Source organism: Oleisolibacter albus (assembly GCF_003336875.1).
Classification (GTDB): domain Bacteria; phylum Pseudomonadota; class Alphaproteobacteria; order Azospirillales; family Azospirillaceae; genus Niveispirillum; species Niveispirillum album.
Genome location: NZ_QGNJ01000011.1, coordinates 20,082 through 35,052 on the forward strand (window position 1 = coordinate 20,082; position 14,971 = coordinate 35,052).

Sequence of the window (14,971 nt, forward strand, 5' to 3'; positions counted from 1 at the left end):
CCCACGTCCACCTCACGCCGCCTGGATGTGCGACGCCTCTTCCGGGTCCAGCGGGCGCAGATTGGCCAGGAACTGTTCGGCCGAGGCGCGCCAGGAGAAGGTGAGGGCATGGTTACGGCAGCGGGCCGGGTCGAGTTCCAGCGCCTTCAGGCTGGCTGAGCGCAGATCCGCATCCAGCACGCCGGTGCCGCTGGTGCCGATGACGTCCAACGGGCCGGGTACGGGATAGGCGGCCACCGGCAGGCCGCTGGCCAGCGCCTCCAGCAGCACCAGCCCGAAGGTGTCGGTGCGTGAGGGAAAGACGAAAACGTCGGCGGCGGCGTAATGCCGGGCCAGATCCTCACCCTGCCGGGCGCCGGCGAACGTCACCTCCGGATAGCGGGCCTGCAGCGCCGACCGCTGCGGACCGTCGCCCACCACCAGCTTGGACCCCGGCAGATCCAGTGCCAGGAAGGCTTCGATGTTCTTTTCCACCGCCACCCGGCCGACATAGAGGAAGACTGGCCGTGGCAGATCCAGGAATCCCTTGTCGCGCGGATGGAACAGGTCGGTGTCCACGCCGCGGGACCAGCGGCGGATATGGGTGAAGCCGCGCGCCTTGAGGTCAGCCTCGATGCTGGGGGTCGCCACCATGACTGCATGGGCCGGGGCATGGAAGCGCCGCACCAGGGCATAGGTGAGCGCCAGCGGCACCGGCGCCCGGTCACGCACATATTCGGGGAAGCGGGTGTGGTAGGCCGTGGTGAAGGGGATCTGCCGCTTCAGGCAGTATGTGCGGGCGGCGAAGCCCAGCGGCCCCTCGGTGGCGATGTGGATGGCCTCCGGCCGCGCCTCCTCGATCAGCCGCGCCAATGCCCGTGCCGGCCGCAGGGCCAGACGGATCTCGGGGTAGGAGGGCAGGGGCAGGGTGCGGAAGCGGTCCGGCCCGATGACGGTGACGCTGTGGCCCATCCGCTCCAACTCAGCCACGGTGGTGGTCAGGGTGCGGACGACACCGTTGACCTGGGGGTGCCAGGCGTCGGTGACGATGACCAGCCTCACGCCGCCGCCTTCATCGTGGCGCCACGGGCCCGCATGATGTCGGCCCAGCGCAGGATTTCCAGCCGACCGTCGGCGTGCTCGACCAAGGCGGTGCATGATTCCACCCAATCGCCGTCATTGACGTAGAGAACGCCGTCCATGTCGCGCATCTCGGCATGGTGGATGTGGCCGCAGATCACGCCGTCCACCTGCCGCCGCCGCGCCTCGTCGGTCAGCGCCGTCTCATAGTCGCCGATGAACTCCACCGCCTTCTTGGTCTTGTGCTTGAGATAGGCGGACAGTGACCAATAGGAGAAGCCCAGCTTGCGGCGCACGGTGTTGAACAGCGTATTGATGCCCAGCAGCGTGGTGTAGGCGGCATCGCCGATGAAGGCCAGCCAGCGGGCATAGCGCACCACTGCGTCGAACTGGTCGCCATGGATGATCAGGTAGCGCTTGCCGTCGGCAGCGATGTGGATGGTGTCCTCCAGGATGGTGACCCCGCCGAACTGCAGCCCGACGAACTCGCGGAAGGCCTCGTCATGGTTGCCGGGGATCAGGAAGACCTGGGTGCCCTTGCGCGCCCGCCGCAGGATCTTCTGCACCACGTCATTGTGGCTCTGCGGCCAGAACCAGCCTTTCTTCAGGCGCCAGCCATCGACGATGTCGCCCACCAGATACAGATAGTCGGACTCGGTATGGCGCAGGAAATCCAGCAGATAGTCCGCCTGGCAGCCGCGGGTCCCCAGATGGATGTCCGACAGCCAGATGCTGCGGTAGCGGGTAATGCCCTGCTCCTGCTCCATATCCAGACTCCCCTGAATATCTCGTCCCAGCCGTCTTTGTCCGGATGGCGGCCAAAGACGAGAATCTGTCATCCCTCAAGTTGAGGCCGGTATACAGGGGTTATGGTTTCTGGACAAACCCTCTGGCGTCACTATCTATTGTCTTCTCTGAAATTTCTCATACCAGAAATTGATGTGCAATGAATAAGTAATTTATTCGTCATAATCATTAACTATCGCTTCCCTCGTTGCTCTCTTCGCCCGGCGAGTTCTCCCTATGCTATCCGATGTTCCGCCATGGTCCCGCCGCTTCCTGCTGATCCACAATCCTGCTGCGGGCCTGCGCCGGCCGGGCCTGCTGCCCCGAACGCTGGGGGCGCTACGTGCCCTCGGGGCCGGGTTGGAACTGCGCGAGACCGCTGGCGCTGGTGATGCTGAGCGGCTGGCCACCGCCGCTGGGGCCGAAGCGGCGGCATTGGGATTTGACGCCGTGCTGGCCGCCGGTGGCGACGGCACCATCAACGAGGTGGTCAATGGGCTGGCCAGGTCGGGGCCGCCTACCTTGCCGCTGGGCATCATCCCGCTGGGGACGGCCAATGTGCTGGCGGCGGAGTTGGGCTTGCCGCGGGAACCGGCCGATCTGGCCCTGCGGCTGGTGCAGGCACCGCCGCGGAGCATCGCCCTGGGCCGGGCCAATGGCCGGCTGTTCGTGCAGATGGCTGGAGTCGGGCTGGATGCGCGGGTGGTGGCTGGCATGGATCCGGCGCTGAAACGCCGACTCGGCCGCGGCGCCTATGTGTTGGGCGGCTGGGCCGGGATCCTGCGGGGGCCGGGGCTGGACTATGCGGTGGAGGTGACACGGCCCGACGGGTGGAGCGAGCAGTACCGGGCCGCCTCGGTCATCCTCTGCCGCGGCCATTTCTATGGAGGCCGCTTCGTGCTGGCGCCGCAGGCCGATCTGGCCCGGGCGCAGTTTCAGCTCTGTCTTTACCTGCGGCCGGGTCGGCTGGCGGCCCTGTCCTATGCCACCAGTCTGGTGCTGGGGGGCACGGTGCGCCGGGCGGACGTGCGTGTCCTCACGGCCATCCGTGTGCGTATCGATGGCCCGGCGGGGGAGCCGGTACAGGGGGATGGCGACATCATCGCCCGTTTGCCGCTGACGGCGGAGATCGCCCCCTTCCCCCTTCAGGTGCTGGCCTAAGCTGTCCGGTCTGATCCCATCGACGGGGACTGGCGGAACGGAAGACCCGGTAACCCCTCTGTTTGCATTCTAGGGATCGGGGACAAAAAGGGTGCATCGTGAACCCTGTGCTGCAGTGCGATGTTACCCAGGGGTCCGACTGCGTTGACGGGATGTTCAAGGCCGTGCCTGCGCAGGTCGTGCGTCCGGGGCAGCCATTGCCCGTCTTCCGACCCGTTCGAGCCCTATGGGGTGTCCTGTGATGCCACGTCTGCCCGTCCGCAGCAGCAATCGCGCCGCCGCCGCCCGCAATCTCGTCTGGGTGGCGCTGGAAAGCGGGGGCGTCTCGCTGATCAGCTTCGCCACGCTCCTGATCCTGGCCCGGCTGATCGGGCCCCAGGAGTTCGGCGTGGCCGGACTGGCCCTCAGCATCGTGCTTCTGCTCTATGCGGCGGTGGAGATGCTGTTCCATGACGCGCTGGTGCAACGCCCCGACCTGGACGCTGCCCATGCCGACAGTGCCTTCTGGACCAGTGTTGGTGCCGGCGTGGCGCTGATGTCCGGCTGTTGGCTGGCCGGGCCGGCACTGGAGCAGTCTTTCGCCGCGCCGGGACTGGCTCCCGTTCTGGGCGTCATGTCGCTCTGCCTGCCTTTCGCCGGAGTCAATGGGGTGCTGGCGGCGCTGCTGCGGCGGGACCTGGCATTCAAGCGTGTGGCGACCCGGTCCCTGGCGGGCCGGATGGCCGGCGCGGTGGCTGGTCTGGTCCTGGCTCTCACCGGCTTCGGCGTTTGGGCCCTGGTGGCGCAGCAGGTGGCGATGACGGCCGGATCGGCCCTGGCGCTTTGTCTGCATCCGCCACACCGCCTGCAGCTGCGTGTCAGCCAACGACATTTACTGGAGTTGCTGCGCTTCGCTTTGCCAGCCTTCACCGCCGGTTTCCTCTGGCAGGCCAATCTGCGTCTGTTCGTGCTGGCAGCGGGCTTGATACTGGGCACTACGGCGGTGGGCTATCTCACCGTGGCCATGCGCGTCGTCGACACGGCACGCGGCCTCTTGGGATCGGCCCTGCACCAACTGGCACTGCCGCTGTTCGCGCGCCGCCAAAGTGATCGTGCGGCCCTGGTGCGCGGCTTCCGCGAGGCCACCGAACTGGCCGCCCTGGTGACCCAGCCGCTGTTCGCCGGCCTGTTCGCCCTGGCGCCGGAGGTGGTGGCCGTCTGCCTCGGCTCGGTCTGGGAACCGTCCGTGCCGCTGATCCGCGTGCTGTGTGTCGTCGCCATGGTGCAGTTGTTGCGCCAGTTCGGCACAGTGGCCCTGACCGCGGTGGGCCGACCTGGCCTGCTGGCCTGGCAGAATGTGCTGGGGCTGGCGGTCAGCCTTGGCCTGCTGCTCCTGGCTGGCCCCTATGGAGCCCTGGCGGCCATGTTGGCCTGGGCGGCCCGATTCGTGGCCGTTGTCCCGTTCAATGCCCTGGTGGTGTCCCGCGTGGCCGGCATCCCGGTGTCGGACCAGATGCTGCCCGCGCTGCTGCCGGTTCTGGCCTCCGGCCTGATGGCGGCGGCGCTGATGGCCGCCCGTGCCGACAGTCCGGCATGGCTTGGCAACGCCGAGGCCATCCTGCTGCTGACCCTGGTCGGGTCGGTCCTCTATATCATGATGGTGGGGCTGGTCGATCGGGGGCCATTAACCCGGCTTCTTGGCTTCGTTCGCAGCGCACTGGGACCCCGCCGTCCCCTCGCGGCCGAATAACGCGCCCCGACAGTGCCTCTACCCGGCGCAGCATCTTGCCGCACCGCAGCAAGCGGCATCAGACTGTTTGGGCCTCGGCGGCCTTGGTTTCGGTGCGGGGTAGGCGGCCCTTCCAGACGGCCAGACAATCCTCGGCGGTGCTGCCGGAGCCGATCTCGTACCAGCCACGCCGGTCATTGAACAGCAGCCGATAGGTGCCGCGCCGATCACGTTCGAAGCGGAACACCGGACGCTCCAGATTGGGGAAGCGGACCACCAGCCGGTCGAAGTCCGGGCCGGAGCTGCGCTCCACCGCTTCCCATAGGCCGCGGGCCAGTTTCGGCTGGGCGACCGTGTTCCACTCGGCCAGGTCGGCAGGGGTGAAACGGGCGGTGGTAAAGGGGACCACGGTCATGGCGAAGGGACCATCCGGCAAGAGGTGTTGCTGTGGACCACAGTGCGGCTGCAAGGATTAAGGGGCGCTTAAGGCGGAGGGCAGAACAGCGTCCCGCCGTCATGTCGAATGGATAGGTCGGGGCCAGTGGGCGGTGCCACGCCGCACTCCTCCGCCAGTGCTCCGGATGCATCCGGATTTCACGGTTCGCGTGCGGTTCGGGCCTGTGTTGCAGTTGCACCGCCGCGGCCTCTGTGTTACATGCTCGCTCGCTCAACGCCGGGGGGGTCCCTCCCCGGAGTGCCCGATTATTGCTAAAGTCCTGAAATCATTCAGGTCTGCGGACAAACCGAGGTTCCAGGTGGCTGCCGAAGGAACAGGCGTATCCGGACTTGCGGCGCGATATGCGACCGCGCTGTTCGACCTAGCGGACGAGGGGAAGGTTCTGGACCCGACGGCCCAGGATCTGGCCACTCTGAGGCAGATGTTGGCCGAAAGCGCCGATCTCCGGCGTCTGGTCTCCAGCCCGCTGCTCACCCGCGAAGAGCAGGGCCGTGCCATTGGTGCGGTGCTGCAGGCGGCCGGGATGGGGGATCTGGTCCGCAAGTTTGTCGGTCTGGTGGCGCAAAACCGTCGCCTGTTCTCCCTGCCGGGCATGATCGACGGATATCTGCGTAAGCTGGCGCTGCGGCGTGGTCAGGAGACTGCCTTCGTTGTGGCGGCGCGGCCGCTGTCGCCGGATCAGCTGGCGGCTGTGACCGGCGCGCTGCGCCAATCCATGGGCGCCAAGGTGGCCGTCGATGTGAGCGTGGATCCCGCGCTGATCGGGGGCATGATCGTTAAGGTCGGATCGCGCATGATCGACAGCTCCGTGCGCACGAAGCTGACCAAGCTGAAACTCGCCATGAAAGGGGTTGGATAATGGAAATCCGCGCCGCTGAGATTTCCGCGATCCTGAAGCAGCAGATCGCGAACTTCGGCACCGAGGCTGATGTGGCCGAGGTCGGCCAGGTGCTGTCGGTCGGCGACGGTGTCGCGCGCGTCTATGGTCTGGACAAGGTTCAGGCCGGCGAGATGGTCGAGTTCCCCGGCGGGGTGCAGGGCATGGCCCTGAACCTCGAAACCGACAATGTCGGTGTGGTGATCTTTGGTTCCGACCGCGATATCAAGGAAGGCGATATCGTGAAGCGGACCGGCGCCATCGTCGAGGTGCCGGTGGGCCGTGGCCTGCTGGGCCGCGTGGTGGACGGTCTGGGCAATCCGATCGACGGCAAGGGGCCGCTGACCGACGTCGTGCGCAAGCGCGTGGAAGTGAAGGCCCCGGGCATCATTCCGCGCAAGTCCGTGCATGAGCCGATGCAGACCGGCCTCAAGGCCATTGATGCGCTGGTGCCCATCGGGCGCGGCCAGCGTGAACTGATCATCGGCGACCGTCAGACCGGCAAGACCGCCATCGCCCTGGATACCTTCATCAACCAGAAGAAGGTCAATGCCGGCGACGACGAGTCGAAGAAGCTCTATTGCATCTATGTGGCCGTCGGCCAGAAGCGCTCCACGGTTGCCCAGATCGTGAAGCAGCTGGAGGAGTCGGGCGCGATGGAATACTCCATCGTCGTCGCGGCCACGGCCTCCGAGCCTGCCCCGCTGCAGTATCTTGCGCCCTATACGGGCTGTACGATGGGCGAGTTCTTCCGCGATAATGGCATGCATGCCGTGATCGTATATGACGATCTGTCCAAGCAGGCCGTCGCCTACCGTCAGATGTCGCTGCTGCTGCGCCGTCCGCCGGGACGTGAAGCCTATCCGGGTGACGTGTTCTATCTGCACTCCCGTCTCCTGGAGCGCGCTGCGAAGCTGAACGACGATCATGGTTCCGGCTCGCTGACCGCCCTGCCGGTCATCGAGACCCAGGCCGGCGACGTTTCGGCTTACATTCCGACCAACGTGATTTCGATCACCGACGGTCAGATCTTCCTGGAAACCGGCCTGTTCTACCGCGGTATCCGTCCGGCCATTAACGTTGGTCTGTCGGTGTCGCGCGTCGGCTCGGCAGCCCAGGTCAAGGCGATGAAGCAGGTTGCCGGCACCATCAAGCTGGAACTGGCCCAGTACCGCGAGATGGCCGCCTTCGCCCAGTTCGCTTCGGATCTGGACGCCACCACCCAGCGCCTGCTGAACCGTGGTGCGCGGCTGACCGAGCTGCTGAAGCAGCCGCAGTTCAACCCGATGCCGGTCGAGGAGCAGGTGGTTGCCATCTTCGCCGGCGTGAAGGGCTATCTGGACAAGGTCAAGACCGAGGATGTGGGCCGCTTCGAGGCGCGCTTCCTGGACGAGATCCGGACCAAGGGTGCCGACATCCTGTCTGCCATCCGCACCGAAAAGGCCATCAGCAAGGAGATCGAGGGCAAGCTTGCCGCTTTCCTCGACAACTTCACCAAGATGTTCGCCTGATCGGACAAGACCCGATCCCACGGGCTGTGTGAAAGCGTAGGGCCGTCATGCCGAGCTTGAAGGACATCCGAAACCGGATTGCCAGCGTCAAGTCGACGCAGAAAATTACCTCCGCCCTGAAACTGGTCGCGGCGAGCAAGCTCCGCCGCGCCCAGGAGCAGGTGGAGGCCGGCCGGCCCTATGCCGAGCGCATGGGTCGGATGCTGGGGTCTCTGGCCGCCAATGTGGCGGCAGGGGCCGGCGGTCCGCGTCTGATGGCGGGCACGGGCTCCGACAAGGTCCACCTGCTGGTGGTCATGACTGCGGACCGCGGTCTGGCCGGCGGCTTCAACAGTTCTATCGTCCGCGCCACCAAGCGCTCCATCGTCCAGCTTCAGGGCGAGGGCAAGACGGTGAAGCTGCTGACCGTGGGCCGCAAGGGCCGCGACGTGCTGCGCCGCGAGTTCCCGACGCTGATCGTCGCCTCCTTCGAGGAGGTGGGCAAGCGCCGGCTGTCCTTCGCCGATGCGGACCGCGTCGCCACCAAGATCCTGGAGATGTTCGAGGCCGGCGAGTTCGACGTGGCCACGATGATCTTCAACAAGTTCAAGTCGGCCATCACCCAGGTGGTGACGCATCAGCAGATCGTGCCCTTTGCCGCGCCGGAAGCGCAGGCGGCGGCCTCGACCGAGGCCAAGCCCGTCTACGAGTTCGAGCCGAGCGAAGAGAGTATCCTGGCCGATCTGCTGCCGCGCAATCTGGCCGTCCAGATCTACTCGGCGCTGCTCGACAGCGCGGCATCGTTCTTCGGCGCGCAGATGACCGCCATGGACAATGCGACCCGGAATGCCGGCGACATGATCAAGAAGTTGACTCTGGTCTACAACCGCACGCGCCAGGCCTCGATCACCAAAGAGCTGATCGAGATCATTTCCGGCGCCGAGGCGGTGTAACCGGTCTTACGAGACGAACACGAGACGTTTGGTTCCGAGGGAGCTTACCCCATGGCTACTACGAGCAACGCGGTCGGCCGTATCACGCAGGTGCTGGGCGCCGTCGTGGACGTGCAGTTCCCTGGTGATCTGCCGCCGATCCTGAACGCCCTGCATGCGCATAATGACGGCAAGGTCCTGGTGCTCGAGGTGGCGCAGCACCTGGGCGAGAACACCGCCCGCTGCATCGCCATGGACAGCACCGATGGCGTGGTGCGCGGCCAGGAGGTCACCGATACCGGTGCCCCCATCACTGTGCCGGTCGGCCCGCACACGCTGGGTCGCATCCTGAACGTCATCGGTGAGCCGGTGGACGAGCGTGGCCCGGTGGTCCTGGACAAGCTCTATCCGATCCACCGCGAGGCACCGGAATTCGCCGAGCAGTCGACGGAAGCCCAGATCCTCGTCACCGGCATCAAGGTCATCGACCTGCTGGCTCCGTACCTGAAGGGCGGCAAGATCGGCCTGTTCGGTGGTGCCGGCGTCGGCAAGACCGTGACCATTCAGGAACTGATCAACAACGTCGCCAAGGCCCATGGTGGCGTGTCGGTCTTCGCCGGTGTGGGTGAGCGTACCCGTGAGGGTAACGATCTCTACCACGAGATGATCGAGTCGGGTGTCATCAAGACCGACGGCCCGGGCTCCAAGGTGGCCCTGGTCTACGGGCAGATGAACGAGCCGCCCGGGGCCCGTGCCCGCGTCGGCCTGACCGGCCTGACCCTCGCGGAGTATTTCCGCGACGAGGAAGGTCAGGACGTGCTGTTCTTCGTCGACAACATCTTCCGCTTCACCCAGGCGGGTGCTGAGGTGTCGGCGCTGCTGGGCCGTATTCCCTCCGCGGTGGGCTACCAGCCGACGCTGGCCACCGACATGGGCGCGCTTCAGGAGCGTATCACCTCCACGAAGAAGGGTTCGATCACCTCGGTGCAGGCCATCTACGTGCCCGCCGACGACCTGACCGACCCGGCGCCGGCCACCTCCTTCGCCCACCTGGACGCCACCACGGTGCTGAGCCGTGCCATCGCCGAAATGGCGATCTTCCCGGCCGTGGATCCGCTGGACAGCACTTCGCGTGCTCTGGACCCGCGCATCGTCGGTGAAGAGCATTACAGCGTGGCCCGTAAGGTCCAGCAGGTGCTGCAGCAGTACAAGGCGCTGCAGGACATCATCGCCATCCTGGGCATGGACGAGCTGTCGGAAGAGGACAAGCTGGTCGTGGCCCGCGCCCGCAAGATCCAGCGCTTCCTGTCCCAGCCCTTCCATGTGGCCGAGGTGTTCACCGGCACTCCGGGCGTGCTGGTGTCGATCGAAGACACGGTCAAGGGCTTCAAGGGCATCGTCAACGGCGAGTACGACCACCTGCCGGAAGCCGCCTTCTACATGGTCGGCACCATTGAGCAGGCCGTGGAGAAGGCCCGCAAGATGGCCGCCGAAGCGGCGTAAGTCGGAACGGGCGGGCCTGCTACGGCGGGTCCGCCCTCCCGTCCCCGGTCCGGGGGCGGGTGTTCTCCCTCTCCCCCGGTGGAGAGGGTTTTTTCTACCCGGCGCCGGCCCGGGGACTGGCCCGCGGCCGGTCTCTGTTCTGGACGGCGGGACCGAGGATTGAGGGTTGAGCCATGGTCGACAAGGTTGAGTTCGAACTGGTGTCGCCGGAAAAGCTGCTGGTGTCGCAGCCGGTGTTCATGGTGGTCGTCCCCAGCGCCGATGGCATGCTGGGCGTGCTGCCCGACCACGCGCCGATGATCGTCACCATCAAGCCGGGCGTCATCGACGTCTACGACAACGACATGACGACCATCAGCCGCCGCATCTTCGTGGCCGGCGGGTTCTGCGAGGTGACCGGTCGCCGCGTCACCGTGCTGGCCGAGGAAGCCGGTGATGTGGACACGCTGCGCGGCCTTGACCGTGCGGCCCTGGAGTCGGCGTTGCAGGCGGCCCGCGCCGAGGCCGATGCGGCCCAGAGTGAGACCGAGCGCAAGGCTGCCGAGCAGAAAGCCGCCGTGGCCCAGGCCAAGCTGGACCTTCAGGGCACCGTTCTGCACTGATCGCTCCTTCGCCGGGATGTGTATTCGGAACGGGGGCGACAACGCCCCCGTTTGTTTTTTGCCCTGTTGCTTTTTTTGATCTGCATCCCAATCTGGCGGAGTGCAAACCGGTCGCAGCCTGTTAAAACGAGCTGACTTCAAACTGTAACAACGGCATGGCGCGGAACATGGCCTACAAGCACTGGACCATCGACGAACTCCCCTGGGACACACTGGACCCGTCCAAGGTTGCGCCGGAGACGTTGCGGGTGGCCAAGGCTGCGGCTCTGGTCGAGTACAACGGCCATATCTACGCCGAGTATCTCTGCAACGTCTTCCACGACGACCCCGAGTTCCAGCAGGTGGCCCGCGACTGGGCGGTGGAAGAGGTGCAGCATGGCGAGGCCCTGGGCCGCTGGGCCGAGCGCATCGATCCCAGCTGGAATTTTCAGGATGCGGTGAAGCGCTTCCGCGACGGCTACAAGATCGAAACCGAGCAGACCGCGTCCACACGCGGTTCCCGCTCCGGTGAACTGGTGGCCCGCTGCATCGTCGAGACCGGCACCAGCAGCTATTATCTGGCGCTGGGCGACTCGACGGAGGAGCCGGTGTTCAAGGAGATTTGCCGTCTGATCGCGGCGGACGAGCTGCGCCACTACAAGCTGTTCTACGACTACCTCAAGCACTATCTGGAGCAGGAGAAGCTGGGCCGGCTGCAGCGCCTGTGGATCAGCCTGTCGCGCATCAATGAGACGGAGGACGACGAGCTGTCCTACGCCTATTATGCGGCCAACCACTGGACTCGTCCCTATGACCGGGCGGAGAACTACAGCGAATATACCCGCTTGGCCTACAGCTATTACCGCCCGCAGCATCTCGACCGCATGGTGGCCATGGTGTTCAAGGCCAGTGGTCTGAAGCCTCAGGGCTGGCTGCATGATATGGCGGCCAAGTTCGCCTATAACCGCATGCGCAAGCGTGCCGAAGGCAGGCTGGCGGCCTGATATCGGCGGTCAGGACAGAGGCCCCGGTCCCGGGGTCTTTCCCGCTTGCTGCCGCCTGCGCCCACCGCCACAGTGTGAACCCGGCAGCGGCATGACGTCATGCCGCTGGGAGCCGGCGGGGGCGTATCCATGGCACTCCTGGGAGTCTTGCGCCGCTGGGCGCGGCGGATCACGGCGGCCAATGCTGCGCCGGTCGCAGCACCGTCGGCGCCCCTCCCGTTGGCCCCACCCGCCGGCGGACTGGCTCTGGCTTTGCAGGGGGGCGGCGCCTTCGGTGCCTTCACCTGGGGCGTGCTGGAGCGGTTGCTGGAGGAGCGGGCCTTCCAGCCATTGGGCCTGACCGGGGCCAGTGCCGGCGCGGTCAATGCCGTGGCGCTCGCCACCGGCTGGGCTGCGGGCGGAGCCGAGGGTGCGCGCGACCGCCTGGCCCGCATCTGGACACGGGTCGGTACCGCCGGCAGCGGCCTGCTGGGATTGGACCTGCCGGGGGCCGGTTTGGCCCGGAGCGTTGGTTCCACCGCCTTCCGACTCACCTCCCGTCTGTTGTCGCCCTATCAGCTCAATCCGCTGAACCTCAATCCCCTGCGCACCATTCTGGAGGAGGAGCTGGACTTCACCGCCCTGCGCCGCGCCGACGCGCCTCGGGTGGTCATCTCCACCACCCGGGTCCGTGATGGCAGGCCCCGCCTGTTCGACAATGACGACATCGATCTTGACGCACTGCTGGCTTCCACCACCCTGCCCATGCTGCACCGGGCGGTGGAGATCGGGGGCGAGGCGTACTGGGATGGTGGCTTCACCCTGAATCCGCCGATCCGGCCGCTGCTGCCGGCCGGCTCTCCCATCCTGCTGGTGCAGGCTCTGCCCGTCGGGAGCGGCGAAACACCGGTTACCGCTCCGGCAATCCAGGCCCGTCTCAGCCAGATCGTCTTCAGCCGGGCGCTGGAGGATGAATATGAGCGGGCCGACGAGTCACTGGCCCGTCTGGGCCGCGCCGGCGCCCTGCAACGGCTGGCCATCGATGCCCATGCGGCGGCGGCCCTGGGGGCCGACGGGCTGCGCGCCGATCTGGAGCATCTCATCGCCCTGAAGTCCCTCGGCAGGGCTCAGGCCGAGTCCTGGCTGGCCGTCCATGGCTGATCCGCGGCGCCGCGGCCCGGGCATCGTCGCCTCTTTCGTCTCCGCCTCTTGCGTTCTGGCTGCGGCTGACCACCTTTGCACGATCCTTAGTGGTTCTCGGCGCGGGAGTAGGGTCAATGGGCGTGGGGCGGTTTCTGGCGGTGCTGGGGGTTCTGCTGCTGGCCAGGCCCGGTCTCGGGCTGGCGGAGGAAGGGCAACCGGTCTCCGCCGGCGGGCTGGAGGCCGAGCTGGAGCTGATCCGCAGCCACAACGGCGTACCGGCCCTGGGGGCCGCCATCGTCCATGCCGATGGCCGTGTCGAGGTGGCCGCCACCGGCCTGCGCCGCCGCGGCCAGCCTGATCGGGTGACGGCGGATGACCTCTGGCATATCGGCTCCAACACCAAGGCGATGACGGCGGTCCTGGCGGCGCGGCTGGTGGAGCAGGGCCGCATCGGCTGGGACACCACGCTGGCGGAGGTCTTTCCCGACCTTGCCGCCGCCATGCAGCCGGCCTGGGCACCGGTGACGCTGGAGATGCTGCTGGGCATGCGGGCCGGTGTGCCGGAGGACATTTCCCGCCTGTCGGTCTGGGCCGATTTCTGGCGCAACGACCGGCCCCTGCCGGACCTGCGTCTGGCCCTGGTGCGGGAGGTGACGGGGGCGAGCCCGGTCACGCCACCGGGCAGTGCCTGGGCTTACTCCAATGCCAGCTACGTCATGGCCGGGGCCATGCTGGAGCGCCGTACCGACCGCAGCTGGGAGGACCTCATGCGCACGGAGCTGTTCCAGCCGCTGGGGCTGGACAGCGCCGGCTTCGGTGCCCCGACCGGCGGCGACCAGCCCTGGGGCCATCAGGCCGGCCTGCTGTCGCGGCTGACCGGCGTCACGCCCATGGATCCGGCCGGCGGCAAGGCCGACAATCCGCCGGCCCTTGGCCCGGCCGGGACGGTACACCTGTCCCTGCGCGACTATGGCCGCTTCCTGAAGCGGGTGCTGGACGGGGCCGATGGCAAGGACGACTTCCTCGGCGCCGACAGCTGGCGCCGGCTGCTGACGCCAGGCCTATCCGACTATGCCCTGGGTTGGGGCGTGCGCAGGCCCGACTGGGCCGGCGGCCGGCCGGCCTATGGCCATGCCGGATCGAACACGCTGTGGATGCTGACGGCGCGGGTGGTGCCGGGCCGCGGCTATGCCATGGCCTTGGCCACCAATGTGGGCGGTTCCGCCGGCGAAGCAGCTACGGCGGAGGGCATGGACCGTCTGCGCCTGCTGCGTCAGCCGTAACTGCCTGGCAAGCCTCCGGGGTGGGATCGGCCCCGGTCCGGGCCGTCAGCCCGGTATGGCCAGCGGGCGGAACTCCGCCACCACGGATTCGTAGATGGCGCGTTTGAACGGCACGATCAGCCCGACCAGATCCTCCACCGGGACCCAGCGCCAGGCATCGAACTCGGGATGCTCGGTTTCCAGGTTGATGTCGGCATCCCGGCCCAGGAAGCGGCAGCAGAACCATTTCTGCTCCTGCCCGGCGAAGCGCTTCATCCAGCCCTTGCGCTGCAGCTCCGGCGGGAACTCGTACCGCAGCCAGCCCGCCGTTTCGCCGAGCACCGCCACCCGGGCGGTGCCGATCTCCTCCTCCAGTTCGCGCAGGGCCGCGGTACGCGGGTCCTCACCCGGGTCGATGCCACCCTGCGGCATCTGCCAGGCATCGGGCGTGTCCTTGCGCCGCCCGACCCAGGCCAGTCCGGCCCGGTTCAGCAGCATGATGCCCACATTGCGGCGGTAGGGAAGGGGCGCATCGGTCATCAACGCGGGTCCAATCAGGTGCAGAGGGCAGGCCACGGGGCCGGCGGTCGTGGGAGTGGTGAGGGGATGGGCACCAGTGCCCATCCCCACCCGCAGTGTAGTCCGCGCCTCAGCCGTGATCCACCAGATGGGTGCCGTGGGTCACGGCGGCGCCAGCGCGCAGGGCCGCCGCCAGGAAGGTGGTTTCCGCCATTTCCTGCTCGGTGGCGCCGGCGGCCAGGGCCGCCTTGCGGTGGATCTCCAGGCAATAGGGGCACTGGGTGGTCAGGGCCACGGCCAGGGCCATCAGCTCCTTGTATTTCCGGGGGATGGCCCCGTCGGCCAGGGCGGCCTGGTCGAAGGCCTTGAACGCCTCCATGGCCTCCGGTGCCAATTTGCCCAGCGTGCCCAGCTTCTTGATGTTCTGCATGTCGTACATCGGCGTGTCCTCCAGGGTTGTTCCTCCGGCCGTATCCGTCGCCGGCCAGTTGTCCACAGTGGCCGGGACCG

15 protein-coding genes are annotated in these 14,971 nt (G+C 66.9%); 10 read left to right on the forward strand and 5 right to left on the reverse strand.

All coding sequences use genetic code 11. The features are described 5' to 3' along the window. Positions 1 to 12: 12 nt before the first annotated feature. Both DK368_RS14975 and DK368_RS14980 read right to left on the reverse strand, forming a co-directional pair. Positions 13 to 1,041 (reverse strand): glycosyltransferase family 4 protein, encoded by a 1,029-nt coding sequence (locus DK368_RS14975; RefSeq protein WP_114394782.1) that lies wholly within the window; start codon positions 1,039 to 1,041, stop codon positions 13 to 15. Continuing rightward, positions 1,038 to 1,826, reverse strand: a complete 789-nt coding sequence (locus DK368_RS14980; protein ID WP_114394783.1) for a UDP-2,3-diacylglucosamine diphosphatase — start codon at positions 1,824 to 1,826, stop codon at positions 1,038 to 1,040. The genes DK368_RS14975 and DK368_RS14980 overlap by 4 nt, the downstream gene beginning before the upstream one ends. 256 nt (positions 1,827 to 2,082) lie before the next feature. Between DK368_RS14980 and DK368_RS14985 the strand changes: the two genes are divergently transcribed. Together DK368_RS14985 and DK368_RS14990 are read left to right on the forward strand one after the other, a co-directional pair. After that, positions 2,083 to 3,006, forward strand: a complete 924-nt coding sequence (locus DK368_RS14985) for a diacylglycerol/lipid kinase family protein (protein WP_114394784.1) — start codon at positions 2,083 to 2,085, stop codon at positions 3,004 to 3,006. Between the two features lie 241 nt (positions 3,007 to 3,247). Next, on the forward strand, positions 3,248 to 4,735 hold the full coding sequence (locus DK368_RS14990) for a lipopolysaccharide biosynthesis protein (RefSeq protein ID WP_162306048.1): 1,488 nt from the start codon (positions 3,248 to 3,250) through the stop codon (positions 4,733 to 4,735). A 58-nt stretch (positions 4,736 to 4,793) separates the two neighbouring features. Here DK368_RS14990 and DK368_RS14995 read toward each other — a convergent pair whose 3' ends face one another. After that, on the reverse strand, positions 4,794 to 5,129 hold the full coding sequence (locus DK368_RS14995) for a hypothetical protein (RefSeq protein WP_114394786.1): 336 nt from the start codon (positions 5,127 to 5,129) through the stop codon (positions 4,794 to 4,796). 340 nt (positions 5,130 to 5,469) lie between these two features. On the opposite strand from DK368_RS14995, the gene DK368_RS15000 reads away from it, so the two are divergent. From DK368_RS15000 to DK368_RS15035, 8 genes are all read left to right on the forward strand, one after another. Then, entirely contained in the window at positions 5,470 to 6,030 is a 561-nt protein-coding gene (locus DK368_RS15000; protein WP_114394787.1) for a F0F1 ATP synthase subunit delta, read from the forward strand. After that, a complete protein-coding gene (atpA, locus tag DK368_RS15005) occupies positions 6,030 to 7,559 on the forward strand; it encodes a F0F1 ATP synthase subunit alpha (RefSeq protein ID WP_114394788.1) in 1,530 nt (509 codons plus the stop codon). Before DK368_RS15000 ends, atpA begins: the two co-directional genes overlap by 1 nt. A gap of 47 nt (positions 7,560 to 7,606) precedes the next feature. Beyond that, positions 7,607 to 8,491 carry a F0F1 ATP synthase subunit gamma gene (locus DK368_RS15010; protein WP_114394789.1) on the forward strand — a complete coding sequence of 295 codons (885 nt, stop codon included), beginning with the start codon at positions 7,607 to 7,609 and terminating at the stop codon, positions 8,489 to 8,491. Between the two features lie 51 nt (positions 8,492 to 8,542). Then, entirely contained in the window at positions 8,543 to 9,973 is a 1,431-nt protein-coding gene (gene atpD, locus DK368_RS15015) for a F0F1 ATP synthase subunit beta (RefSeq protein WP_114394790.1), read from the forward strand. Positions 9,974 to 10,146: 173 nt separating this feature from the next. Further along, positions 10,147 to 10,575, forward strand: coding sequence for an ATP synthase F1 subunit epsilon (atpC, locus tag DK368_RS15020; protein WP_114394791.1), 429 nt, complete (start codon positions 10,147 to 10,149; stop codon positions 10,573 to 10,575). Between the two features lie 155 nt (positions 10,576 to 10,730). Further along, entirely contained in the window at positions 10,731 to 11,558 is an 828-nt protein-coding gene (locus DK368_RS15025) for a ferritin-like domain-containing protein (RefSeq protein ID WP_240002517.1), read from the forward strand. Positions 11,559 to 11,687: 129 nt separating this feature from the next. After that, positions 11,688 to 12,698 (forward strand): patatin-like phospholipase family protein, encoded by a 1,011-nt coding sequence (locus tag DK368_RS15030; protein WP_162306049.1) that lies wholly within the window; start codon positions 11,688 to 11,690, stop codon positions 12,696 to 12,698. Between the two features lie 116 nt (positions 12,699 to 12,814). Further along, a complete protein-coding gene (locus DK368_RS15035) occupies positions 12,815 to 13,963 on the forward strand; it encodes a serine hydrolase domain-containing protein (RefSeq protein ID WP_114394794.1) in 1,149 nt (382 codons plus the stop codon). Positions 13,964 to 14,008: 45 nt separating this feature from the next. Here the strand turns inward: DK368_RS15035 and DK368_RS15040 are convergent, their stop codons facing one another. Continuing rightward, positions 14,009 to 14,482 carry an RNA pyrophosphohydrolase gene (locus DK368_RS15040; protein ID WP_114394795.1) on the reverse strand — a complete coding sequence of 158 codons (474 nt, stop codon included), beginning with the start codon at positions 14,480 to 14,482 and terminating at the stop codon, positions 14,009 to 14,011. Between the two features lie 109 nt (positions 14,483 to 14,591). Beyond that, positions 14,592 to 14,900, reverse strand: a complete 309-nt coding sequence (locus tag DK368_RS15045; protein ID WP_114394796.1) for a carboxymuconolactone decarboxylase family protein — start codon at positions 14,898 to 14,900, stop codon at positions 14,592 to 14,594. Between the last annotated feature and the right edge of the window lie 71 nt (positions 14,901 to 14,971).